Source organism: Streptomyces antioxidans, assembly GCF_000968685.2.
Lineage (GTDB): Bacteria > Actinomycetota > Actinomycetes > Streptomycetales > Streptomycetaceae > Streptomyces > Streptomyces antioxidans.
Map to the genome: position 1 here is coordinate 47900 of NZ_LAKD02000058.1, position 24764 is coordinate 72663.

At 70.5% G+C, this 24764-nt stretch carries 19 protein-coding genes; 12 read left to right on the forward strand and 7 right to left on the reverse strand.

Features of this window, described 5'->3' with window-relative positions:
- Positions 1 to 122 precede the first annotated feature (122 nt).
- Positions 123 to 644 carry a hypothetical protein gene (locus tag VT50_RS23305; protein ID WP_240529274.1) on the reverse strand — a complete coding sequence of 174 codons (522 nt, stop codon included), beginning with the start codon at positions 642 to 644 and terminating at the stop codon, positions 123 to 125.
- Positions 645 to 984: 340 nt separating this feature from the next.
- On the opposite strand from VT50_RS23305, the gene ngcE reads away from it, so the two are divergent.
- The 9 genes from ngcE to VT50_RS23350 all read left to right on the forward strand — a co-directional run bounded on the left by ngcE (position 985) and on the right by VT50_RS23350 (position 13496).
- The gene (gene ngcE / locus VT50_RS23310) at positions 985 to 2421 is read left to right on the forward strand and encodes an N-acetylglucosamine/diacetylchitobiose ABC transporter substrate-binding protein (RefSeq protein ID WP_046089275.1); all 1437 of its coding nucleotides are present in this window, start codon (positions 985 to 987) and stop codon (positions 2419 to 2421) included.
- A gap of 58 nt (positions 2422 to 2479) precedes the next feature.
- Positions 2480 to 3397, forward strand: a complete 918-nt coding sequence (locus VT50_RS23315; RefSeq protein WP_046089276.1) for a carbohydrate ABC transporter permease — start codon at positions 2480 to 2482, stop codon at positions 3395 to 3397.
- A 175-nt stretch (positions 3398 to 3572) separates the two neighbouring features.
- The gene (locus VT50_RS23320) at positions 3573 to 4406 is read left to right on the forward strand and encodes a carbohydrate ABC transporter permease (protein ID WP_046089286.1); all 834 of its coding nucleotides are present in this window, start codon (positions 3573 to 3575) and stop codon (positions 4404 to 4406) included.
- A gap of 305 nt (positions 4407 to 4711) precedes the next feature.
- The gene (locus tag VT50_RS23325; protein WP_046089287.1) at positions 4712 to 5911 is read left to right on the forward strand and encodes an ROK family transcriptional regulator; all 1200 of its coding nucleotides are present in this window, start codon (positions 4712 to 4714) and stop codon (positions 5909 to 5911) included.
- A gap of 311 nt (positions 5912 to 6222) precedes the next feature.
- Positions 6223 to 7323 carry a substrate-binding domain-containing protein gene (locus tag VT50_RS23330; RefSeq protein ID WP_075200502.1) on the forward strand — a complete coding sequence of 367 codons (1101 nt, stop codon included), beginning with the start codon at positions 6223 to 6225 and terminating at the stop codon, positions 7321 to 7323.
- Positions 7324 to 7479: 156 nt separating this feature from the next.
- Positions 7480 to 8268 (forward strand): ATP-binding cassette domain-containing protein, encoded by a 789-nt coding sequence (locus VT50_RS23335; protein WP_046089277.1) that lies wholly within the window; start codon positions 7480 to 7482, stop codon positions 8266 to 8268.
- Entirely contained in the window at positions 8265 to 9581 is a 1317-nt protein-coding gene (locus VT50_RS23340) for a sugar ABC transporter permease (protein WP_046089278.1), read from the forward strand. The genes VT50_RS23335 and VT50_RS23340 overlap by 4 nt, the downstream gene beginning before the upstream one ends.
- A gap of 181 nt (positions 9582 to 9762) precedes the next feature.
- A complete protein-coding gene (gene dxs / locus VT50_RS23345) occupies positions 9763 to 11736 on the forward strand; it encodes a 1-deoxy-D-xylulose-5-phosphate synthase (protein ID WP_046089279.1) in 1974 nt (657 codons plus the stop codon).
- Between the two features lie 233 nt (positions 11737 to 11969).
- Positions 11970 to 13496, forward strand: a complete 1527-nt coding sequence (locus VT50_RS23350) for an amino acid permease (protein ID WP_240529275.1) — start codon at positions 11970 to 11972, stop codon at positions 13494 to 13496.
- Positions 13497 to 13635: 139 nt separating this feature from the next.
- Here the strand turns inward: VT50_RS23350 and VT50_RS23355 are convergent, their stop codons facing one another.
- Positions 13636 to 14046 (reverse strand): PIN domain-containing protein, encoded by a 411-nt coding sequence (locus tag VT50_RS23355; RefSeq protein ID WP_046089280.1) that lies wholly within the window; start codon positions 14044 to 14046, stop codon positions 13636 to 13638.
- 70 nt (positions 14047 to 14116) lie between these two features.
- On the opposite strand from VT50_RS23355, the gene VT50_RS23360 reads away from it, so the two are divergent.
- Entirely contained in the window at positions 14117 to 15172 is a 1056-nt protein-coding gene (locus VT50_RS23360) for a PLL family lectin (protein ID WP_053048761.1), read from the forward strand.
- 162 nt (positions 15173 to 15334) lie between these two features.
- Here the strand turns inward: VT50_RS23360 and VT50_RS23365 are convergent, their stop codons facing one another.
- The 5 genes from VT50_RS23365 to VT50_RS23385 all read right to left on the reverse strand — a co-directional run bounded on the left by VT50_RS23365 (position 15335) and on the right by VT50_RS23385 (position 21877).
- Positions 15335 to 17473 carry a 3-hydroxyacyl-CoA dehydrogenase NAD-binding domain-containing protein gene (locus tag VT50_RS23365; protein ID WP_046089281.1) on the reverse strand — a complete coding sequence of 713 codons (2139 nt, stop codon included), beginning with the start codon at positions 17471 to 17473 and terminating at the stop codon, positions 15335 to 15337.
- Positions 17470 to 18687: a thiolase family protein gene (locus tag VT50_RS23370; protein ID WP_046089282.1), complete on the reverse strand. Its 1218-nt coding sequence runs from the start codon at positions 18685 to 18687 to the stop codon at positions 17470 to 17472. Before VT50_RS23370 ends, VT50_RS23365 begins: the two co-directional genes overlap by 4 nt.
- 168 nt (positions 18688 to 18855) lie before the next feature.
- Entirely contained in the window at positions 18856 to 20133 is a 1278-nt protein-coding gene (locus VT50_RS23375; protein ID WP_046089283.1) for a ribonuclease D, read from the reverse strand.
- A gap of 113 nt (positions 20134 to 20246) precedes the next feature.
- Positions 20247 to 20906: a response regulator transcription factor gene (locus VT50_RS23380; protein ID WP_014175686.1), complete on the reverse strand. Its 660-nt coding sequence runs from the start codon at positions 20904 to 20906 to the stop codon at positions 20247 to 20249.
- A gap of 239 nt (positions 20907 to 21145) precedes the next feature.
- Positions 21146 to 21877, reverse strand: a complete 732-nt coding sequence (locus VT50_RS23385; protein ID WP_046089284.1) for a DUF3000 domain-containing protein — start codon at positions 21875 to 21877, stop codon at positions 21146 to 21148.
- Positions 21878 to 21968: 91 nt separating this feature from the next.
- Between VT50_RS23385 and hemE the strand changes: the two genes are divergently transcribed.
- The gene (gene hemE / locus VT50_RS23390; protein ID WP_046089285.1) at positions 21969 to 23075 is read left to right on the forward strand and encodes a uroporphyrinogen decarboxylase; all 1107 of its coding nucleotides are present in this window, start codon (positions 21969 to 21971) and stop codon (positions 23073 to 23075) included.
- Positions 23076 to 23118: 43 nt separating this feature from the next.
- Complete coding sequence (locus VT50_RS23395) at positions 23119 to 24666, forward strand: hypothetical protein (RefSeq protein WP_078840923.1); 1548 nt, start codon at positions 23119 to 23121, stop codon at positions 24664 to 24666.
- The last annotated feature ends 98 nt before the right edge of the window (positions 24667 to 24764 follow it).

Here is a 24764-nt window from a genome sequence, read left to right on the forward strand (position 1 = left end):
CAGCGCTCAATGGGCGCCCGTGCGGCGGATGGTGCGGCGCGGGCCGTACCATCCGCCGGTGGTACGGCCCGCGTTCGGAGGGGCGGTTCCGCGTGCCCCTTAAGGTCGCCGCTTGCGGGTCGTCAGCCCGCGTTGTTGGACTTGGTGGCCAGCGACAGCCGGCACTTCTTCGCCTTGTGGGAGCTGTCCGCCTTGATCCCGGTGACCTTGATGGTCTTGTCGGAGCCGCCCTCCACGGGGGTGTCGGACTCCACCCCGGTGGTCACCACCTCGTCGGAGCTGTCGACGAAGCCGACCAGCAGCGAGTAGTAGGCCTTGCTGGAACCGGAGTTGCTGATCTTCACATTGGCGTAGGGCTTGCCGTTCGAACCCCATCCGCAGGTGCCCATCTTGGCGTCCGGGGTGATCAGGCCGGAGCCGCCGCTGGGGGAGTCCGAAGGGTCGTCGTACGGGTCGTCGGTGGGATCCTCGGTCGGCTCCTGGGTGGGCTCCACCGGCAGCTGGGCCATGCCCTTGCCGATCGCCGCGCCGCCCTTGCTGTCCCCGGCGGAGGAGCCCCCTCTGCTGGAGCCGCACCCGGCGGTGGCCGCGAGTGTCGCGGCCACGACAATGCTGGTGGCGAGGGTGAACTGCTTCCGGGACACGGGAACCGCCTTTCGGGGAGCGCGCACGGCGGTGTGCCGCACGGCAAGTCTCCCCTTACGGTATGTCGTGCAGGTCTCAACTCGGGAAAGACTGATACCCGATGACCTCTCGATCTTGCCCATACGAGGCCCAGTGGACTATACCTGTCGCCCCAGGGGGAGGGCCGCAGCGCGGCCCATATCGGAGGGCCTCGGCGGGTCATCCGCTCTCCCGGCGTACACCCAGTAATACTCCGCTTGATGCTCCAACTGACCCGCGGTGTCGGGCCCCTCGCCGGAGGCGAGTTCGTACGGGAGACCGTCACACCGCCTGAGTCCTGACGAAGGCGAGGACTTGAGCATGGGATCCACCTCAGATGTCGGCCGTCGCGATCTGATCAAGCGCTCGGCGGCGCTCGGATTGATCACCGTGCCGGCGATGAGCGCGCTGTCCGCCTGTGCCAGTGGCGGTGACGACGACTCCAAGAAGGTCGACAAGGGCAAGAAGACCGCCAAGAACCCGCTCGCCGTCAATGAGAGCGCCGCTCTCGACGTCGTCATCTTCGACGGCGGCTTCGGCCAGCAGTACGCCAAGGACGCCGAGGCGGAGTACGCCGCGGCCTTCCCGAAGGCCAAGGGCAAGGTCAAGCACTCGGCCACCCAGAAGGTCCAGACCGTGCTCCAGCCGCGCTTCAACGGCGGCAGCCCGCCGGACCTGGTCGACAACTCCGGCGCCGAGCAGATGGACATGGGCACCCTGGTCGCCAAGAACCAGCTGACCGACCTCACCCCGCTGCTGGACGCGCCCTCGCTCGACGACCCGAATAAGACGGTGCGCGAGACGCTGCGCCCCGGTGTCGTGGAGATGGGCCAGTTCGACGGCAAGCCGGTGTGGATCCTCTACTACGCCTACACCGTCTACGGCGTCTGGTACTCCAAGACCAATCTCGCCAAGCTCGACGAGGAGTACCCCGAGACCTGGGACGACATGCTCAAGGTCTGCGAGAAGGCCAAGAAGAAGGGCATCGCGGGCTGGACCTACCCCGGCAAGTTCCCGTACTACCTGCCGTTCAGCCTCTACCCCTTCATCGCCAAGATCGGCGGCCGGGACGTGCTGGACTCGATCGACAACCTGGAGGAGAACGCCTGGAAGCACCCGGCGGTCAAGGCCGCCTTCGAGGCGTACTACGAGCTCTACAGGAAGGGCTACATCCTCAAGGGCACCCCGGGCCTCACCCACATCGAGTCCCAGACCGCGTGGAACCAGGGCAAGGCGCTGTTCATCCCGAACGGCTCCTGGGTGGAGAACGAGGCGAAGAAGACCACCCCCAAGGACTTCCAGATGACGGTGGCCGCGCCGTCCAGCCTGGACAAGAGCGACAAGCTGCCGTTCGGCACCCTGTGGGCCTCCGGCGGTGAGCCCTTCATCGTCCCGAAGTCGGCGAAGAACCCCGAGGGCGGCATGGAGCTGCTGCGGATCATGCTCGGTGAGAAGTCCACCAAGAACTTCATCAAGCAGGTCTCCTCGCTCTCCTCCCTCAACGGCGGCACCGAAGGGCTCAGCCTGCCGCCGGGCCTGGCGTCGGCGCAGGCGGCGCTGACCAAGGCGGGCAAGAACGTGGTCAACCCGCGGATCCAGGACTGGTACGTGACGCTGGAGAAGCAGCAGATCGGCGTCGGCGCGCTCGGCGAGATGATGGCCGGCCGGATGACCCCGGCCGAGGCGATCAAGAAGTGCCAGAAGTTCGCCGATGACACGGCCAAGGACGACGCCGTCAAGAAGTACAAGCACGTCTGATGCGGGTCCACGCGTCGCCGGCGGCAGTATCCGTAGGGGAAGACCGAGGTCGGTAGAAATGCAGCATGGGAAGTACCGGTTCATCGCGGGGTTTCTGGCCCTGCCGGTGATCCTTTACGCGGTCTTCGTGATCTCGCCGTTCGTCCAGGCCATCTATTACTCCTTCACGGACTGGACGGGCCTGAGCTCCGACTTCCAGATGGTCGGGTTCAGGAACTACGACTGGCTGCTGCACGACGACCTCTTCTGGAAAGCGGTCGGGCACAATGTCGTGCTGCTGCTGGTGGTGCCGCTGGTGACGCTGGGCCTCGGGCTCTTCTTCGCCTTTATGCTCAATGTGGGCGGCCGGGGCCGTAAGAACGCGGCGGTCTCCGGGGTGCACGGGTCGAGCCTGTACAAGGTGATCTATTTCTTTCCGCAGGTGCTGTCGATCGCGATCGTCGCCCTGCTGTTCCAGTTCACCTACAACCCGCGCAACGGCGCGATCAACTCCTTCCTCGACGGGGTCGGTCTGGATTCGCTCCAGCAGCAGTGGCTGGCCGATCCGAAGCTGGCGCTGTGGTGCCTGATGGCGGTGATGGTCTGGAGCAACGTCGGCTTCTACGTCGTCCTCTTCTCCGCCGGGATGAGTTCCATCCCGAGGGACTTCTACGAGGCGGCGCTGCTCGACGGGGCCAACCGGATCAAGACCTTCTTCAAGATCACCCTGCCGCTGCTGTGGGACACGGTCCAGACCGGCTGGATCTATATGGGCATCATCGCGCTCGACGCGTTCGCCGTGGTGCAGATCATGACCGTGGGGCCGGGCGGCCCCGCCGACTCCACCCAGGTCATGGGCTACTACGTCTACACCAAGACCTTCCACGACGGGCAGGCCGGACGGGCCACCACGATCGGCGTCGCGATGCTCATCGTCACCCTGATCTTCGCGGTCATCGTGACCAGGCTCGGCCGGCGCGAACGGCTGGAGTACTGATGCCGATCACACCGACCACACCCGGCCACCGCCGCCCGACCGCCGATCTGGGGGTACCACAGTGACCTCGCACGCAGAGCCCTCGGAGCTCCCGGGCGTCACCAAGGAGGACGAGGCACCGGCCACCGGGCCCGTCGCCAAGCAGCCGCCGCCGGACTTCACCCCCGGGGGCCGGATCGGCAGCGAGGGCAAGGTCCTCAACGTCTTCTCGCACGGCATCCTGGTGGTCTGGGGGCTCCTGGTCACGCTGCCGCTGCTGTGGGCGGTGATGAGCTCCCTCAAGACCGACAAGCAGATCTTCACCTCGCCCTGGGGGCTGCCCACGGTCCTGCACTTCGACAACTGGACCAGGGCCTGGAGCAAGTCGAACATCGGCGACTTCTTCCTCAACACGATCCTGGTGGTGGGCTGCTCGCTGATCGGGACGATGCTGCTGGGCTCGATGGCGGCGTACATCCTGGCCCGCTTCGAATTCCCGGGAAAGCGGTTCATCTATTTCATGTTCGTCGGCGGGATGAGTTTCCCGATCATCCTGGCGCTGGTGCCGCTGTTCTTCGTGATGAAGAACATGAGCCTGCTCAACACCTTTCATGGGCTCATTCTGGTCTATATCGCCTATTCGCTGCCGTTCACGGTCTTCTTCCTGACCTCGTTCTTCAAGACGCTGCCGTCCTCGGTGGCGGAGGCGGCCCTGATCGACGGGGCGTCCCATACCCGGACGTTCTTCCAGGTCATGCTGCCGATGGCGAAGCCGGGGCTGATCAGTGTGGGGATCTTCAACTTCCTCGGGCAGTGGAATCAGTACATGCTGCCCACGGTGCTCAACACCGATGAGGACAAGCGGGTGCTCACCCAGGGCCTTGTGCAGCTCGCGGCCAGCCAGCAGTACAAGGGCGACTGGTCGGCCCTTTTCGCCGGTCTGGTGCTGGCGATGCTTCCCGTCCTCGCCGTCTATATCATCTTCCAGCGGCAGGTCCAGGCGGGTCTGACCGCGGGCGCGCTCAAATAGGGGCACCGCACGGAGGCACATCACCGAGGGGCTTTTCCCGGTCCCGTCACCGATGGCCTTTACCGGTCCCGTCACGAGGCCTTTCGCGGTCCCGTCCTCTCCGCCCCGCGGAAAGGGCGGGACCGTGCCGCTGTGGGCGGCGGAGGGTGCCGCGAGCGGTCCCACGACGGTAGGGGGCTTGACGTGGGACAACCGTGGCGGCTCAGCTTAGAGTTCACATGTTGGAGACACAGCCGGGCCTCACTGCTGCGGTCCGGTCGGCGGAGCGGCCGTCGTGCCGCCCGCGAAGGCGGGAGTGGATGGGCGTGGAGACTCCGGGATCGCAGTCGTCGCTGCACCGGGCCAACCTCGAGCGGGTGGTCCGTGCGGTGCGCATGGCGGGCTCGCTGACCCAGGCGGAGATCGCCAGGTCCACCGGGCTGTCCGCGGCCACCGTCTCCAACATCGTGCGCGAGCTCAAGGACGGTGGAACGGTCGAGGTCACCCCCACCTCGGCGGGCGGCCGCCGGGCGCGCAGCGTCTCGCTCAGCGGCGACGCGGGCATTGTCGTAGGGGTGGATTTCGGCCATACGCATCTGCGTGTCGCCATCGGCAACCTCGCCCATCAGGTGCTGGCCGAGGAGGCCGAGCCGCTGGATGTGGACGCCTCCTCCTCCCAGGGCCTGGACCGGGCAGAGCACCTGGTCAGCAGGCTGATCACGGCCAGCGGGCTGAGCCAGGACAAGGTGGTCGGGGTCGGGCTCGGCGTTCCGGCGCCGATCGACGTGGAGACCGGCACGCTGGGCTCGACCGCGATCCTGCCGGGCTGGGCTGGCACCAATCCGCGCGATGACCTGGCCCAGCGGCTCGGGGTGCCGGTGCACGTGGACAACGACGCCAACCTCGGCGCGCTCGGCGAGCTGGTCTGGGGCTCGGGGCGCGGGGTCGGCGACCTGGCGTACATCAAGGTGGCCGACGGTGTCGGCGCGGGGCTGGTGATCAGCGGGAAGATCTACCGCGGCCCCGGCGGTACGGCGGGCGAGATCGGTCACATCACCCTGGACGAGTCGGGCCCGGTGTGCCGCTGCGGCAACCGCGGCTGTCTGGAGACCTTCACCGCGGCCCGCTATGTGCTGCCGCTGCTGCGTTCCAGCCATGGCGCCGACCTCACCGTGGAGCGCATGGTGCAGCTCGCCCGCGAGGGCGACCCGGGCTGCCGCCGGGTGATCGGGGACGTCGGGCGGCACATCGGCAGCGGGGTGGCCAACCTCTGCAATCTGATCAACCCGAGCCGGATGGTGCTGGGCGGCCAGCTGGCCGAGGCGGGGGAGCTGGTGCTGGGCCCGATCCGGGAGTCGGTCGCGCGGTACGCGATCCCGAGCGCGGCGAATCAGCTGTCGGTGATGCCGGGGGCGCTCGGCGGGCGGGCCGAGGTGCTGGGCGCGCTCGCGCTGGTGCTCAGCGAGATGGGCGACTCGACGCTGCTGGACGGTGCGCTCCCGGCGGGGGCTCCGGCCCTCACCTGACCCCACCGGGCGGGGCGCTGGCCCTCATCTGACCACCGGGCGGGGCTGCGGCCCTCATCTGACCGCCGGGCGGGGGCCGTTGGGCCGTACCTGAACGCCGCGCGGGGGCTGTTGGTCCGCGGGCTTGCCTGGGAGACTTTGTCCGGTCACGCTCCGTCTATCCGGCCTGTCCGGCTGCGTTCACTCAGATAACGAATGGCACCGTTGCCATCTCGTTAAGGATTTACTTCTTGACGCCATGCGGGCAGCCGAGTTGACTTCCAGCCACCTCGGCCGCAATGACGCGGCCTCGTCAGGGAGGTCACCCCTAAATGAACGCAACGATGCGTCGCGTCGCTCTCGCCGCTTCTGTCATGTCGATGACGGTCGCCCTCGCCGCCTGTGGCTCGGCGAAGGAGGCCAGCAACGACAGCAAGGACGACAAGAAGAAGACGGGTCCGCTCACGATCGGGCTGCTGCTGCCTGAGGATCAGACGGCCAGATACGAGAACTTCGACCGGCCCTTCGTCACCAAGAAGATCAAGGCACTCTGTGCCGACTGCAAGATCCTTTACGTCAACGCCAAGTCGGACCCCTCGGTCCAGCAGCAGCAGGTCGACTCGATGATCACCAAGAAGGTCGACGCGATCATCCTTGACTCGGTGGACTCCAAGTCCATCGCCAGCTCGGTCAAGAAGGCCGACGAGGACGGCATCCCCGTCATCGCCTACGACCGGCTCGCCGAGGGCCCGGTCTCCGCGTACACCTCGTTCGACAACGAGACGGTCGGCAAGGTCCAGGGCAAGGCCCTGCTCAAGGCGCTGGGCGACAAGGCCAAGAGCGGCAAGATCGTCATGCTCAACGGCTGGGAGGCCGACCCCAACGCCGCCATGTTCAAGAAGGGCGCGCTGTCCGTCCTCAAGGGCAAGGTGGACATCGGCAAGTCCTACGACGTCGACCGCTGGCTGGCGGACAAGGCCAACGAGGCCATGACGGGTGCCATCTCCTCGCTCGGCAAGGACAACATCGTCGGCGTCTACTCGGCCAACGACAGCATGGCGGGCGGCGCGATCACCGCGCTCAAGAGCGGCGGCTTCAACCCGCTGCCCCCGGTCACCGGGCAGGACGCCGAGATCGAGGGTGTCCGCCGCGTCGTCACCGGCGAGCAGTACATGAGCGTGTACAAGTCCTACCTGGACGAGGCCACCGCCGCCGCCGAGATGGCCGTCGCGCTCGGCCGCGGCGAGAAGGTCAACGAGTCCAACACGGTCGACAGCCCGACCACCAAGGACATCCCGGCGACGCTGATCACCCCGGTCTCGCTGACCAAGGAGAACATCAAGGACACCGTCGTCAAGGACGGCATCTACAAGATCGACCAGATCTGCACCGCCAAGCTCAAGGCGGCGTGCGCCGAGGCCGGTCTGAAGTAACGGCCGGTCGCCGGCGCACAGCCGGTCCCCGGCACACCTGGGAGCAGGGCCGTCCGCATCCGCGGACGGCCCGCCTCCCTGACTCACCCCCCAATCGAGGGGAGGGCGCGCTCTCCCCTCCGTCACTCAGCAGGGGCCACCCTGCCCGGAACGGAGATGGCCATCGTGCCGAACGGACCCGTGTTGGCGTTGCGCGGGATCTCCAAGCGGTTCGGCGCCGTCCAGGCGCTCACCGACATCCATCTGGAGGTCCACGCCGGTGAAGTCGTCGCCCTGGTGGGCGACAACGGGGCCGGCAAGTCGACCCTCGTCAAGAGCATTGCCGGAGTCGGCCCCGCCGACGAAGGCGTCATCGAGTGGCAGGGCAAGCCCGTCGAGGTCAGCCGGCCGCACGACGCCCAGGAGCTGGGCATCGCGACCGTGTACCAGGACCTCGCCCTCTGCGACAACATCGATGTCGTCGGCAATCTCTTCCTCGGCCGCGAGATCCTGCGCGCCGGGGTGCTCGACGAGGTCGAAATGGAGCGGCGCTCCCGTGAGTTGCTCCAGACCCTGTCGATCCGCATCCCCAGTGTGCGGATCCCGATCGCCTCGCTCTCGGGCGGCCAGCGGCAGACCGTCGCCATCGCCCGTTCGATGCTCGGCGAGCCCAAGCTGGTGATTCTGGACGAGCCGACCGCCGCCCTCGGCGTCGAGCAGACCGCACAGGTCCTTGACCTGGTCGAGCGGCTGCGCGACCGCGGCCTCGCCGTCATCCTCATCAGCCACAACATGGCCGACGTCAAGGCCGTAGCGGACCGGGTCGCGGTGCTGCGGCTGGGCCGCAACAACGGCATCTTCGATGTGAAGGCCACCTCTCAGGAAGAGATCATTTCCGCCATCACCGGCGCCACGGACAACGCCGTGACCCGCCGCAAGGCGCGTAGCGGGGAGGTCGCGAAGTGACCACGAACGTCGACAAGACCAACGGCGGCCCGTCGAACGGCGCCAACAAGGCGGGCGGCCCGGCCGACGCCAACCCCGTCGCCAAGGACGCGGTCACCGTCGTCGACCCCCGGCTGCTGGTCCGTCAGGAGGGCTTCAAGGGCTATCTGACGGAGTTCGGCCGCAAGATGCGCAGCGGCGACCTGGGCGCGGTCCCGGTCATCGTCGGCATCGCCATCATCTGGGCGGTCTTCCAGGCGAAGGACAGCGCCTTCCTCTCGCCCAAGAACCTCTCCGACCTCTCCATCCTGCTCGGCGGCACCGGCATGATCTCGGTCGGGATCGTCTTCGTGCTGCTGCTCGGCGAGATCGACCTGTCCGTCGGCTCGCTCAGCGGTCTGGCCGCGGCGACCCTGGCGGTGCTGAACGTCAACCACGGGGTGCCCGAGGGGATCGCGGTGCTCGCGGCACTCGCCAGCGGCGCGGTGCTCGGCGCGGTGCACGGCTTCTTCTTCGCCAAGATCGGCGTACCGGCCTTCGTGGTGACCCTGGCCGGTCTGCTGGCCTGGAACGGTCTGATGCTCCAGGTGCTCGGCACCACCGGCACCATCAGCATCGCCGACGACAGCTTCGTACGCGATCTCACCGCGCACTACTTCAGCCAGCTCATCGCAGCGTACGGGGCGGCCACGGTGGCCACGGCGGGCTTCTTCCTCGCCCAGTTCCTGGACAGCAGGCGCCGTAAGGCGGTCGGGATACCCTCGCGGCCGCTGAGCGAGATCCTGGTCCGCACGGGTGTGCTCGCGGTGATCGTCTACGCCGCGGCCTGGCGGCTCAACGAGTACAAGGGCCTGCCCCTCGCGCTGGTGATCTTCGTGGCGGTCCTGGTGATCCTGGACTTCGTGGTCCGCCGCACCTCCTACGGGCGCAAGGTGATCGCCCTGGGCGGCAGCGTCGAGGCCGCCCGCCGCGCGGGCATCAACGTCGTCGCCATCCGGATCTCGGTCTACTCGCTGGCCGGGCTGATGGCCGCGAGCGGCGGCATCATGATCGCCTCCCGGATCGGCTCCGCCAGCCAGCAGGCCGGTACCGGCAACCTGCTGATGGAGGCCATCGCGGCCGCCGTCATCGGCGGCACCAGCCTCTTCGGCGGCCGGGGCTCGGTCTGGTCGGCGCTGCTCGGCATGCTGGTGATCGGCTCGATCTCGTCCGGGATGAACCTGCTGGGCGTCGCGAACTCCGTCCAGTACATGATCACCGGTGGGGTGCTGCTGGCCGCCGTCGTCATCGACTCGGTGTCGCGCAGGACACAGCGGTCCGCGGGTCGCGGCTGACCCCGGACGCCTCCTCCGTCCGTCCGGCTGCCCGGTGCCTTCACGGAAGGCACCGGGCAGCCGTCTCGGGAGCGCCCGCGTGATGGAGATCGCCTCGGGGGGAGGCAGCCGCCGGAGAGCGGAACATTAGACTCGGGCGGACGGCAAGCTCCATGGAGACGCTCGAAGCAAGGAGGCACGGGTGCTGCTGACCCGCATCACGGGACCGCGCGATCTGGACCGGCTCACTCCGGAGGAGCTGGACCAGCTGGCCGCGGAGATCCGCACCTTCCTCGTCGACGCCGTCTCCAGGACCGGCGGCCATCTCGGCCCCAATCTCGGTGTGGTGGAGCTGACCATCGCCCTGCACCGGGTCTTCGACTCGCCCCGGGACAAGGTGCTGCTGGACACCGGCCACCAGTCCTACGTACACAAGCTGCTCACCGGCCGCCAGGACTTCTCCAAGCTCAAGACCAAGGGCGGTTTGTCCGGTTATCCCTCGCGGGCCGAGTCCGAGCACGACATCATCGAGAACAGCCACGCCTCGACCGTCCTCGGCTGGGCCGAGGGCCTTGCCAAGGCCAATGAGCTGCTCGGCAAGCAGGACCGTGTGGTCGCCGTGATCGGCGACGGGGCGCTCACCGGCGGTATGGCCTGGGAGGCGCTCAACAACATCGCCGCCGCCAAGAACCGCCCGCTGGTCATCGTCGTCAACGACAACGAGCGCTCCTACGGCCCGACCATCGGCGGCCTGGCCGACCACCTCGCCACCCTCCGTACCACCGACGGCTATGAGCGCTTCCTGGCCCGCGGCAAGGACCTGCTGGAGCGCACCCCGGTCGTCGGCAGGCCGCTGTACGAAACGCTGCACGGGGCCAAGAAGGGGCTGAAGGACTTCATCACCCCGCAGGGCATGTTCGAGGACCTGGGGCTGAAGTACGTCGGCCCGATCGACGGCCATGACATCGAGGCGCTGGAGTCGGCGCTGCAGCGGGCGAAGCGTTTCGGCGGCCCGGTCATCGTGCACTGCCTCACCGAGAAGGGCCGTGGCTACCAGCCCGCGCTCCAGGACGAGGCGGACCGCTTCCACACCGTCGGCAAGATCCACCCGGACACCGGGCTGCCGATCTCGGCCTCCGGCGCCGACTGGACCTCGGTCTTCGGCGAGGAGATGGTCAAGCTCGGCGAGGAGCGCGAGGACATCGTCGCGATCACCGCGGCCATGCTGCACCCGGTGGGGCTCACCGAGTTCGCCAAGCGCTTCCCTGACCGGGTCTACGACGTGGGCATCGCCGAGCAGCACGCGGCCGTCTCGGCGGCGGGCCTGGCCACCGGCGGCGTCCACCCGGTCTTCGCGGTCTACGCCACCTTCCTCAACCGCGCCTTCGACCAGGTCCTGATGGATGTGGCGCTGCACAAGTGCGGAGTCACCTTCGTGCTGGACCGCGCCGGTATCACCGGCACCGACGGGGCCTCGCACAACGGCATGTGGGACCTGTCGCTGCTCCAGGTGGTCCCCGGTCTGCGGATCGCCGCCCCGCGCGACGCCGACCAGGTCCGCGCCCAGCTGCGCGAGGCCGTGGAGGTGGCGGACGCCCCGACCGTGGTGCGCTACTCCAAGGGCGCGGTGGGTCCGGCGCTCGCGGCCGTCGGCAGGGTCGGCGGCATGGACGTACTGCGGGAGCCCGCCGAGTCCGCGGGGGACGCCCCCGACGTACTGCTGGTCTCGGTCGGCGCGCTCGCCCCGATGTGTCTGGAGGTCGCCGACCTCCTGGACAAGCAGGGCATCACGACCACCGTGGTCGACCCCCGCTGGGTCAAGCCGGTGGACGAGGAACTGCCCGTGCTCGCCGACCTCCACCGCGTCGTGGTCGTCGTCGAGGACAACATCCGGGTCGGCGGTGTCGGCGCGGCCGTCGCCCAGGCGCTGCGCGACGGCGGCTTCGACATGCCGGTGCGCAACTTCGGGATCCCGCCGCGCTTCCTCGACCATGCCTCCCGTAAGGAGGTCATGGCGGAGATCGGGCTGACCGCGCCGGACATCGCCCGACAGGTCACCGGGCTGGTCTCCAGGCTCGACGGCCGCTACGGGAACGAGTCCGCGGACGCGGGCCCCCAGGGCGCCGGCGGCGCCGGTGTGACCCGGCGGACGACGGCCGAGCCGGTGCGCGACTGAGCCACCGCCCCTTTACGCCCGGGCCGCCCCTTGGTGCCTGGACCGCCCCTTTACGCCCGGGCAAGCCTCTTTGCACCTGGGCCGGCCGGAGCGCTTCGTGCTCCGACCGGCCCAGCGTCTGTCGTACCGCACGCCCCCATCGGGTGAATCGGGGACGGCCCCGAGCGTGCATACCTCGACGCCGATCGGTAACCAGAAGCATGAGCCGCACGGCAGGCGTGGAGGTGACACCGGTGAGCGAATCGGAACCAGGCGGAGGCACCGGAGGCAAAGTCCGGCCGCGCTACCTGCGGACGAAGAGCATCGAGCAGTCCATCCAGGACACCGAGGAGCCCGAACACACCCTCACCCGCTCCCTGTCCGTCCTGGACCTCACGGTCTTCGGCGTCGGCGTCATCATCGGCACCGGCATCTTCGTGCTCACCGGCTCGGTCGCCAAGGAGCAGGCGGGGCCCGCGACCGCGCTGTCCTTCGTGGCCGCCGGAGTGGCCTGCGCCCTGGCCGCGCTGTGCTACGCCGAGTTCGCCTCGACGGTTCCGGTCGCGGGGTCCGCGTACACCTTCTCGTACGCCTCACTGGGCGAGCTGCCCGCCTGGATCATCGGCTGGGACCTGGTGCTGGAGTTCGCGCTCGCCTGTGCCGTGGTCTCGGTGGGCTGGTCGGGGTACATCCGCTCGCTGCTGGACAACGCCGGATGGCACCTGCCCGACGCCCTGTCCGGGCCCGAGGCCGCGCACGGCTTCTCCTTCGACCTGCTGGCGTTCCTGCTGGTGCTGGTGATCACCGCGATCCTGGTCTGCGGGATGAAGCTGTCCGCGCGGGTCACCTCCGTGGTGGTCGCGATCAAGGTGGCCGTGGTGCTGCTCGTCATCATCGCGGGCGCCTTCTTCATCCACCCGGGGAACTACCACCCCTTCGTCCCCGAGGCCCAGGGCACGGTCTCCGGCTCGGGGCTGAAGGCGCCGCTGATCCAGCTGATGTTCGGTTACGAACCCACGACCTTCGGCGTCCAGGGGATCTTCACCGGCGCCGCCGTGGTCTTCTTCGCCTTCATCGGCTTCGACATCGTGGCGACCGCGGCCGAGGAGACCCGGAACCCGCAGCGGGACATGCCCCGCGGCATCCTGGGCTCGCTGCTCATCTGTACGGTGCTGTACGTCGCGGTGTCCATCGTGGTCACCGGCATGCAGAAGTACACCAAGCTGTCGGTGGACGCGCCGCTCGCCGACGCCTTCAAGGCGACCGGCCATCCGTTCTACGCGGGCCTCATCAGCTTCGGCGCCGCCGTCGGGCTCACCACCGTGTCCATGATCCTGCTGCTCGGCCAGAGCCGGGTGTTCTTCGCGATGAGCCGGGACGGGCTGCTGCCCAGGGTCTTCTCCCGGGTGCATCCGCGCTTCGGCACGCCGTACCGCTCGACGGTCGTGCTGGGCGTGGTCATCGCGGTGGTCGCCGGGTTCACCTCCATCTCCGAGCTGGCGGCGCTGGTGAACATCGGCACGCTCTTCGCCTTCGTCGTGGTCGCCCTGGGCGTCATCATCCTCCGCCGCACCCGCCCCGATCTGCCCCGCGCCTTCCGCACCCCCTGGGTGCCGGTGCTGCCGGTCCTGTCGGTGGCCGCGTCGCTGTGGCTGATGCTCAATCTGCCCGCGGAGACATGGGTGCGGTTCGGGGTGTGGATGGCCATCGGCCTCCTCGTCTACGCCTTCTACGGGCGCCGCCACAGCCGGGTGAGCGAGGCGGGAACGCGCACGGGGTAGGCGGCGGGTGCGCCCGGGGGATCTTCCCTCTCCCCGCCCCTTCCCGAACCTGGGGCTCCGCCCCAGCCGCCAGCCCCGCCGCAGCCGACGTACTCAGCGCCCTGCCACGGCGAGCTGATCCCGGCGACCGTCGGACCGTCTAGGGCGCCGAGCCGTTCGGGCGGACCGAACGGGGGCCCACCGTCTCCGCGCCCAGCGCCGCCACCCGCGCCCGCAGCCCCTGGTCCGCCGTCACCACCAGGCAGGGGCGGCCCTGCTCACGGGCCGCCACCACGGCCACGATGTGGTCGTCGCCGCTGCCCGGCGCGCTCTCCACCCGTACGCCCGCCACCGGCTCGACGCCCCGCGCCGCGCCCTCGACCACCATCACGATGTCCACCGGAGGCTCCGTGGCCCAGCCGGGCACGCCCGGGCGGCCGGGGAGCCCGGCCCCGGCGAGGACGGCCAGCCGGTCGCGGAGGCGTTCGGCGGCGCCGCGCCGGTCACGCCACCAGCCATCCGGAACCGAACCGACCACATTGGCGGCGTCCACGACCACAACCCCATCCATAGTTCAGGCAAATTACTATGGACATCGTTCGATCAGGTGGAAGGGCTCCGGGAAGGGTTGGCAGCGGGCCATGGCGTTGCGGTTGCTCCGCGGCAAGGACGGCAGGCTCACGGCCTACGCACCGGTGACGGGCGGTGTCGCCCGCTGGACCGAGGACCGCCCCGGAGGGGCGGAGTGGTCGGGGCCGTGGCTGATCGAGGTGTCCGGCCGCCTGGCCGGGCTGACCGTCGTTCAGAGCCCCGAGGGGTATGCGCACCTGGTGGGCCTTCGGCGCCGGCCGGGCGGCGACGGGGAACCGGCGCGCGTGGACGTCGTCCACGCCACCCAGTTCCAGTCCGGCCGCCCGCTGACCGCGTGGCACTCGCTGGGCACCCCGCATCCGAAGGACGCCCGCAAGGCCGAGCGCACCGGACCCCCGGCCGCCGCGGTGGACTCCTCCGGCGCCCTCCGCGTCTTCGTACGCAACGCCGGGGGCGGGGTGAGCGCGCGGCGGCAGGACCCCAAGGGCGCCTGGGAGCGCTGGACCGACTGGAAGGGCATGCACGTCCTGGGCTCCATGTCGGCGGCCTCGACCGCCGACGGCCGGCTCGAACTGCTCGCACCGGCCGGGAAGGGCGCCGCCCTGCGCTGGTTCCAGCCCAAGCCCGGCGCCGCCCCCAAGCAGGGCGAGGACGTCCCCGCCGACGCCCGGCCGGATTCGGCGTCCACGGTGGAGAGCAGCCCCGGCACCCTCACCCACTACTGGCGGGACGCCCGCAGCGGTGAGCTCATGGCCTGGCGGCCGGACGCCCCGGCCCCCGCACCGCTGGGCGGGGCCACCGGCACCGGCCCGGTCGCCGCGGTGCGCGCCCTGGTGGACGGTCACGACTGCACCGTCCTCGCCCACCAGGACCCCGCGGTCGGCGGGCTCGCCGTCGCCGCCCACCCCTGCGAGGACGAGGCGGCGGGGGTGTGGTGGACGCCGTCGGGTGAACAGGGCGCCCACACCCCGGCGCTGGCGCTGGACGCCCAGGGCCGGGTGGTGCTGGCCGCGCTGGCGCTGGAGGGAAAGCTCCTGGTAGCCCGTCAGAAGACCGACGAACGCGGGCTGGCACTCGGGGCATGGACCCGCGTGGGAAGCGCCTGAGCGGCGCCACAGCCCGGCTGAGGGCCAACCCAGCGCGGCGGGCCCGCCCCGGACAGCACGGACGAGCCCTCGGAAGCACCGGGCAAGCCACGGAACGGCCGGGTGCCGGACGGGACTTTGCCCGTCCGGCACCCGGGGACGCCACGCACCGCCGACCCGGCGCTACGCGGGAACGCTCGCCACGCCCTGCTCGAGGAACGGCTTCCCGTTCACCCGCTCCGAGACGCCCTCGCGGTCCAGGTACGGCGTGAGGCCGCCCAGGTGGAAGGGCCAGCCCGCACCGGTGATCAGGCACAGGTCGATGTCCTGCGCCTCGGCGACGACGCCCTCCTCGAGCATCAGCCCGATCTCCCGCGCGACCACGTCCAGCACCCGGGCGCGCACCTGCTCCTCGGTCAGGACGGTGTCGCCCTGCTGGAGCAGCGCGGTGACCTCCGGGTCCAGCTCCGGCTTGGCTGAATTGCCGTCGGCATAGACGTAGAAGCTGCGCTTGCCCGCCTCGACCACGCGCTTGAGGTTCTCCGAGACCGTGAAGCGGTCAGGGAACGCGCCGTGCAGGGTCTCGGAGACGTGCAGACCGATCGCCGGGCCGACCAGCTCCAGCAGCACCAGCGGGGACATCGGCAGGCCCAGCGGCTCGACCGCGCGCTCGGCGACGTCCACCGGGGTGCCCTCGTCGATCACGTTCTGGATCTCGCCAAGGAAGCTGGTCAGGATCCGGTTGACGACGAACGCCGGGGCGTCCTTGACCAGGACGCCGGTCTTCTTCAGCTTCTTGGCCACGCCGAAGGCCGTGGCCAGCGACGCGTCATCGGTCTTCTCACCGCGGACGATCTCCAGCAGCGGCAGGATCGCGACCGGGTTGAAGAAGTGGAAGCCCACGACCCGCTCGGGGTGCTTGAGCTGGGAGGCCATCTCGGACACCGAAAGCGAGGAGGTGTTGGTGGCGAGGATGGCGTGCTCCGGCACGACCGCCTCGACCTCGGCGAACACCTGCTGCTTGACGCCCATCTCCTCGAAGACGGCCTCGATGACGAAGTCGGCGTCGGAGAACGCGGCGGCCTTGTCCAGCGAACCGGTCACCGCGGCCTTGAGCCGGTTGGCCTTGTCCGGGTTGATCCGGCCCTTGAGCAGCAGCTTGTCGATCTCGCCGTGGACATAGCCCACGCCCTTGTCGATCCGCTCCTGGTCGATGTCGGTCAGCACGACCGGCACCTCGAGACGCCGTGCGAACAGCAGCGCCAGCTGCGAGGCCATCAGCCCCGCGCCCACGACGCCCACCTTGGATACCGGGCGCGCCAGCGACTTGTCCGGCGCCCCGGCCGGGCGCTTGCCGCGCTTCTGCACCAGGTTGAAGGCGTAGATGCCGCTGCGCAGCTCGCTGCCCATGATGAGGTCGGCGAGCGCCTTCTCCTCGGCCTCGAAGCCCCGGGCGAGGTCGCCGTTGCGCGCGGCGTCGATGATCTCCAGCGCGCGGTAGGCGGCCGGGGCCGCCCCGTGCACCTTGCCGTCGGCGATGGCGCGGCCGCGCACCACGGCCTCGTGCCAGGCGTCGCCGCGGTCGATCTCGGGCCGTACGACCTCGATCTCGCCCTTGAGGACGGCGGCGGTCCAGATCAGCGACTGCTCCAGGAAGTCCGCGCCCTCGAAGATCGCGTCGGCGATCCCGAGCTCGTAGACCTGCTCGCCCTTGAGCTGCTTGTTCTGGTTGAGCGAGTTCTCGATGATGACCGAGACCGCGCGGTCGGCGCCGATCAGATTCGGCAGCAGGGTGCAGCCGCCCCAGCCGGGCACCAGGCCGAGGAACACCTCGGGCAGCGAGAAGGCGGGCAGCGCCGCGGAGACGGTGCGGTAGGCGCAGTACAGCCCGACCTCGACCCCGCCGCCCATCGCCGCGCCGTTGTAGTACGCGAAGGTGGGCACGGCGAGCGCGGACAGCCGCTTGAAGACGTCATGGCCGCCCTTGCCGATGGCCAGCGCGTCCTCATGGCGCTTCAGCAGCTCCACGCCCTTGAGGTCGGCGCCCACGGCGAAGATGAACGGCTTGCCGGTGATGCCGACACCGGTGATCTCGCCGTCCGCGGCCTCCTTCTCGACCTGGTCGATCGCCGTGTTGAGGTTGGCGAGCGAGGCCGGGCCGAAGGTGGTGGGCTTGGTGTGGTCCAGGCCGTTGTCCAGTGTGATGAGCGCGAAGCGGCCCGCGCCCTGGGGGAGATCGAGGTGGCGGACGTGCGCCTGCGTCACGACCTCGCCCGGGAAGAGCTCTGCCGCTCCCTTGAGAAGCTCTGCGGTGTTGGTCACTTGTTCCCCTCGAAGTGCGGGTTCTCCCAGATCACGGTGCCACCCATGCCGAAGCCGATGCACATCGTCGTGATGCCGTAGCGGACCTCGGGGTGCTCCTCGAACTGCCGTGCCAGCTGCGTCATCAGGCGGACACCGGAGGAGGCCAGCGGATGGCCGAAGGCGATCGCGCCGCCGTACTGGTTGACGCGCTCGTCGTCGTCCGCGATGCCGTAGTGGTCCAGGAACGACAGGACCTGGACGGCGAACGCCTCGTTGATCTCGAACAGGCCGATGTCCGCGATGGACAGACCGGCCTTCGCCAGGGCCTTCTTGGTGGCCGGGACCGGGCCGTAGCCCATCACCTCGGGCTCGACGCCCGCGAAGGCGAACGAGACCAGGCGCATCCTCACCGGCAGGCCGAGCTCCCGGGCGAAGTCCTCGGAGGCGACCAGCGAGGCGGTGGCGCCGTCGTTGAGCCCCGCGGAGTTACCGGCCGTGACCCGGCCGTGCGGGCGGAACGGGGTCTTCAGCGTGGCCAGGCCCTCCAGCGTGGTGCCCGGGCGCATCGGCTCGTCGGCCGTGGCCAGGCCCCAGCCGGTCTCCCCGGCCTCGGGGGAGGTGCGGCGCACCGAGATCGGCACCAGGTCCTGCTGGATCTTGCCGTTGGCGTACGCCTTGGCGGCCTTCTCCTGGCTGCGCACCGCGAACTCGTCGGCGCGCTGCTTGGAGATGTGCGGCAGCCGGTCGTGGAGGTTCTCCGCCGTCATGCCCATGAACAGGGCCGACTCGTCGACCAGCTTCTCCGAGACGAAGCGGGGGTTGGGGTCGACGGCCTCGCCCATGGGGTGGCGGCCCATGTGCTCGACGCCGCCCGCGACCACGGCGTCGTAGGCGCCGAAGGCGATCGATCCCGCGGTGGTGGTCACGGCGGTCATCGCACCGGCACACATCCGGTCGATGGCGTAGCCGGGGACGGACTGGGGCAGTCCGGCCAGGATGCCCGCGGTGCGGCCGATGGTCAGGCCCTGGTCGCCGATCTGCGTCGTCGCGGCGATGGCCACCTCGTCGATGCGCTCCGGCGGCAGATCCGGGTTGCGGCGCAGCAGCTCCCGGATGCACTTGACGACCAGGTCGTCGGCGCGGGTCTCGTGGTAGATGCCCTTCGGGCCCGCCTTGCCGAATGGGGTCCGGACGCCGTCGACGAAGACGACGTCCCTAGCGGTACGAGGCACGTTGGCTCTCCTCCAGGTGCGGGATGGCACTGCTGCGGGCACGCCGGGGGCGCGCCGTCACCCCCTCATGCTACTTATGAGTAACCAAGCTGCCCAGTCCTCACCGCCGGAGGGGCGAACGTCACAGCCGTGGACCGGCGGCGGGGCCGCCGGTCCACGCGCGTCACATCACGCCGGGGGCGTCAGCAAGGCGGCCGTCAGCACCGGGGTCACCTGGTCGACCTGCCAGGCGCGGGCGCCGTGACCTGCGAGAACGGCGGCGACCGCCTCCGTCGTCGGCTCGGCGGGCGGCTCCCAGCACAGCCGCCGGACGGTGTCCGGGGCGATCAGGTTCTCCTGCGGGAGATTCAGCTGTTCGGCCAGCTGGGTGACGGCCGCACGCGCCGAGGAGAGCCGCGCCGCGGCGGCCGGGTCCTTGTCGGCCCACGCCCGCGGCGGGGGCGGACCGGCCACCGGCTGGCCCGGCTGCGGGAGGTCGGCCTCCGGCAGCGCCCGCGCCCGGTCCACCGCGGCCTGCCACTGCTCCAGCTGGCGCCGGTTCATCCGGTGGCCGAAACCGTTCAGCGCGGTCAGCGCCCGGACGTCTCCCGGCAGGGCCAGTGCCGCCTCGACGATGGCCGCGTCGCCCAGCACCTTGCCCGGTGAGACATCGCGGCGCTGGGCGATCCGGTCCCGGGCCGTCCACAGCTCGCGCACCACGGCCATCTGCCGGCGCCGCCGGACCTTGTGCATGCCCGACGTCCGCCGCCAGGGGTCCTTGCGCGGCGGGGCGGGCGGGGCCGCGGCGATGGCCGCGAACTCCTGGTGCGCCCAGTCCAGCTTCTCCTGCCGCGCCAGCTCCTCCTCGAGCTCGTTGCGCAGGTCCACCAGCAGCTCGACGTCGAGCGCGGCGTAGTGCAACCAGGGCTCGGGCAGCGGACGGGTGGACCAGTCGACGGCGGAGTGGCCCTTCTCCAGGGCGTATCCGAGGATGTTCTCGACCATGGCGCCGAGCCCCACCCGGGCGAACCCGGCCAGCCGGCCCGCGAGTTCGGTGTCGAAGATCCGGGACGGGACCATGCCTATGTCCCGCAGACAGGGCAGGTCCTGGGTCGCGGCGTGCAGGACCCATTCGGCGTCGGCGATCGCGGCGCCCAGACCCGAGAGGTCGGGGCAGCCGACGGGGTCGATCAGTGCGGTCCCCGCTCCGGCCCGGCGCAGCTGGACCAGATAGGCCCGCTGTCCGTAGCGGTAGCCGGAGGCGCGCTCGGCGTCGACGGCCACCGGGCCGTGGCCCGCGGCGAAGGTCGCGATGACCTCGGCCAGCGTGTCCGCGTCTGCGGTGACGGGCGGAATGCCCTCGCGCGGTTCCAGCAAGGGGACCGGCGCCGGGGGGAGGTCGTCCGGAGGAGCGCCCCCGGTGGTTCGCAGTGTCGTCTCTGCTGCGGTCTCTTGGGCGTCGGTCACCTGTCAAGGGTAGCTGTGTGCGGGGAGTACGCAGGGCGCCCGTCGACGGAACGTTCCGTCGACGGGCGCGGGGGTGGTGGGCGGTGGCGCGGCGGCCGGGCGGGCGGTACGGGTCAGTGGATGATTCCGGTCCGCAGGGCGACCGCGACCATTCCCGCCCGGTCCCCGGTGCCCAGCTTGCGGGCGATCCGGGCGAGGTGACTCTTGACGGTGAGCGCGGACAGGCCCATCGAGACGCCGATGGCCTTGTTGGACTGGCCCTCCGCAACCAGCCTCAGCACCTCGACCTCGCGGCCCGACAGCTCCCGGTAGCCGCCCGGGTGGCCGGGGGCGCCCGGCGGGCGGCGGTGCATCCGGGCGGCGGCGCCGAGCGGGGCGGCGCCGGGGCGGCCCGGGATGCCGAGGTTGGTGCGGGTGCCGGTGACGACGTAGCCCTTGACGCCGCCGGCCAGCGCGTTCCGTACGGCGCCGATGTCATCGGCGGCGGACAGGGCCAGCCCGTTGGGCCAGCCCGCGGCGCGGGTCTCGGACAGCAGGGTGAGGCCGGAGCCGTCGGGGAGGTGGACATCGGCCACGCAGATGTCGCGCGGATTCCCGATGCGGGGGCGGGCCTCCGCGATGGACGACGCCTCGATGACGTCGCGCACCCCGAGGGCCCAGAGGTGGCGGGTGACGGTGGAACGAACGCGGGGGTCGGCAACGACCACCATGGCCGTCGGCTTGTTGGGGCGGTAGGCGACCAGGCTGGACGGTTGCTCGAGGAGAACAGACACCAGGTCCTCCTGGGTAAGTGGTGGGACGGGTCACCACGTCCTTCGGCACCGATACGGCCGGGCTTTAGAGAATGATCACGATTTGGTGAGTAACAATTCGGGCAATTAGGACGACTGATCGATCGTGGTCGATCTTTTTCAGGACATCAGCGGGCTCGGCTTCAGGGCATCGGCGGGCTCGGCTTCAGGGCATCGGCGGGCTCAGCGTCTTTTTTCGGACATCCCTGATGTTCCGAAGCTCAGCGCGGCTGGGGGCCCCTCCGCTGCGGCAGCGAGACGACCCCCGCCTCCGAGGTCCCCGCCGGAGGCAGGCCCGCGATCTGGCACAGGAGGTCGCACCACGCGGCCAGGTGTCCCGCGGTGTCCGGTACGCCGAGCCGTTCGGCGGCGTCCTCTCCCGTCGGCTCCGGGCGGCGCGGCGCGGGGTGGGCCGGTTCCGGGGGCGGGTGGTCGGACGGGGTCCAGGAGGCGCGGATCTCGATCCGGGTGGACGGCTCCCGCTCGCCCATCGCACCGAAGTAGTGCGAGCTCGCCCGGGTGACCGTGCCGCTGGGCTCCCCGTACGGCAGACCGCGGGCCTCCAGCGCGCCGGTGAGCCAGGACCAGCACACCTCCGGCAGCAGCGGATCCGCCGCGATCTCCGGCTCCAGGTCCGCGTGGACCAGCGTGACCAGGCGGAAGGTGCCGCGCCAGGCGTCGTGCCCGGCCGGGTCGTGCAGCAGGATCAGCCGCCCCTCGGCCAGCTCCTCGTCATCGCCCGCCGCGCCGGTGACCACCGCCTCCAGCGCGTACGAGTAGGGTGCGAGCCGACGCGGGGGTGGGGTCGGATCGAGCTCCACCTCGGGCCGCACCCGCACACCGCGCAGCGCGGTGACGGCGTGCCGGAAGGCGGGAGGGGTGTCCTCGCCGCCCGCGTCCGTGTCGTCGGGGCCGTCAGCACCGTTCGAGAGGTGTCCTTGAACCGCTGCCATGCCCGGAAGACTAGGCGCACTGAGGGCCCTAACCGGGGAGGAACACCCGGGTTGGCGGGTCACTCGTTCGGCCCGTGCGAAAATCTGGGGCATGAGCGCCAACGAGCGGCCCTCGGGCCAGCAGCAGACCGGCCGTGCCGCGGCCAGTGCCACAGCCGATTCGGCTTTCATGCGGGCCTGCCGCCGGGAGCCGGTGCCCCATACGCCCGTGTGGTTCATGCGGCAGGCGGGGCGCTCGCTTCCGGAGTACCGCAAGCTGCGCGAGGGCACCGCGATGCTGGAGTCCTGCATGCGGCCCGACCTGGTCACCGAGATCACGCTGCAGCCGGTGCGCCGCCACCGGGTGGACGCGGCCGTCTACTACAGCGACATCGTCGTGCCGCTCATGGCCATCGGTATCGACCTCGACATCAAGCCCGGTGTCGGGCCTGTCATCGAGCGGCCGATCCGCACCCGCGCCGATCTGGAGCGGCTGCGTCCGCTCGACCCGGACGATGTGAAGTACGTCACCGAGGCCATCGGGGCGCTCGTCGGTGAGCTCGGCGCGACCCCGCTCATCGGCTTCGCGGGCGCCCCCTTCACGCTCGCCAGCTATCTGGTGGAGGGCGGCCCCTCGCGCAACCACGAGCACACCAAGGCGCTGATGTACGGCGACCCGGCGCTCTGGGCCGCGCTGCTGGACCGGCTCGCCGACATCACCGCCGCCTTCCTCACGGTGCAGATCGAGGCGGGCGCCTCGGCCGTCCAGCTCTTCGACTCCTGGGTGGGCGCCCTGGCCCCTGCCGACTACCGCCGCAGCGTGCTGCCCGCCTCCTCGAAGGTCTTCGCGGCGGTCGCCGGATACGGTGTGCCGCGCATCCACTTCGGCGTGGGCACCGGTGAGTTGCTGGGGCTGCTCGGCGAGGCGGGCGCGGATGTCGTCGGTGTCGACTGGCGGGTGCCGCTGGACGAGGCCGCCCGGCGGGTCGGCCCCGGCAAGGCGCTCCAGGGCAATCTCGACCCCGCGGTGCTCTTCGCCCCGCGTACCGCCGTCGAGGCCAAGGCGGACGAGGTGCTGGAGGCGGCCCGGGGGATCGAGGGGCATATCTTCAACCTCGGCCACGGAGTGCTGCCCAGCACCGATCCGGACGCGCTGACCCGGCTCGTGGAGTATGTGCACACCCAGAGCGCATCGCGCGCACCTTCTGTGAAGGTCTGAACCAGCCGGGAACCCATGTGCTGCCCGTGGCGTCGTGTGGGGCATGACCGACATGCCCGCCACCGCGCTGTCAGCACCACAGGAGTCGCCGGAGCCGGAGTGTGTCCACTTCGTCGACGACTGGCACGGCATCCTCCACGAGACCTATGGCGGCGACTCGGACCGGGTCGTCCTGGACTGTGCCAGCCGGCTGGTGGCCGACCCCGCGGGCGAGGGGGCGTACGCCTGGACGCTCGGGCTGGTCATGATGGCCGCGCACATCGGCAGGTTCTCCCGCAAGGACGTCGCGGCGGCGGCCCTGGAGGCGCTCTACGCCACCGACCGGCGGCTGCGCGAGGTCCCCTGCGGCCACCGGACGCATCCGTACGAGAGCGATCTGGACGACCGGATCGACCACTTCGTGGACGATCTGCCGCTGCTCACCAACGGGTTGACCGAGGGTCAGGACCCCGACTGGGAGGACGACGCCCCCAAGGAGCGGTGGTTGTGCCCGCGCGACATCGCCGGGTACGCGCGGGTCGCCATCGACATCATCGCCCCCGGCAGCGTGGGCGGCATCCCGCCCCGGCTCCCGGTCCGCGACGCGCGCCGCGCCGAGGACCTGCGCTCGATCGTCTGGGACTACCCGAGCGCGGCGGTGGACCCCGCCCAGGAGCTGTCCACCTACGCCAGGAACCTGGTCGGCAACCCCCTGGGCTACCACCGCGCCGGGCTCGTGGTCATCCTGCACGCCGCCTGCTGGTACGCGGCCAGCGGCCGGATCCGCGACCGGCGGGTCCTGGACGCCATGGCCGACGCCCTGGAGGCGGTGCTGCCCGGCCTCGGCGGCGCGTCCTGCGCGCACGGCGGGGGCGAGCACCCCGAGGTGGGCCGGGACACCGCGGAGCAGGCCACCGTGGGCATCCATCTGCTCAGCCCCGGCGGCCGGGGCGTCTACCGCCACTGGCACCGCGAGGAGTTGGAGACGGCGCCGCTGGAGGCGTGGCTGTGCCCGGTCTTCCTCGCCGCGATCGCCCGCGAGGCGCTGGACCATCTGCGCACCGGGCGCGAACGGCTCTTCGGGCTCCGGGACACCGCTCACCTGGACGGGGTGCTGCTGAGCCCCGGCGGACGGCTGGACATCGAACGGCTCACCCGCGCCGTGCGCTTCCGCTGCCGGGACGGGCAGGCCGCGGAGGACGCCGGGCTGTGGGCCGCGCGGCGGTTCGCGGCGGGCCCGGCGGATCCGCGCGAGCGGCTGGTGCTGCTGCTGGTGGCCTGCTGGTCGGTGACCTCGGGCGAGGAGGCCCCGCCGGAGGCCGTCCACCGGGATCTGCGGGCGATCCTGGGTGCGGTGCGGACCGGTCCGGCGGCTGGGGCCGGGCCCTGTCCGCATGGGGACGCGCACCCCTGGGAGGTGCTGGGTGAGCTGGCGGGGCGCCGTCACTTCGGCTTCCACGAGGATCCTTACGGCGCCCATCTCAACCATCTGTACGCGCCGGGGGAGTACGGCGCGCCCGAGCCGTCCTTCGGGCTTGAGGTGTGGGGCTGCCCCCGCCATGTGGGCGAGCGGGTGCGGGGGGCGCTGCGGATCATCGACGGCGCGCACTGACCGGCGGCGGGGCTCGGCGCCTGCGGCGGGCTGTTCCCCTACCCGCCCCTTCCCGAACCATGGGGCTCCGCCCCTGGACCCCGGACGCCCTTCGGGCG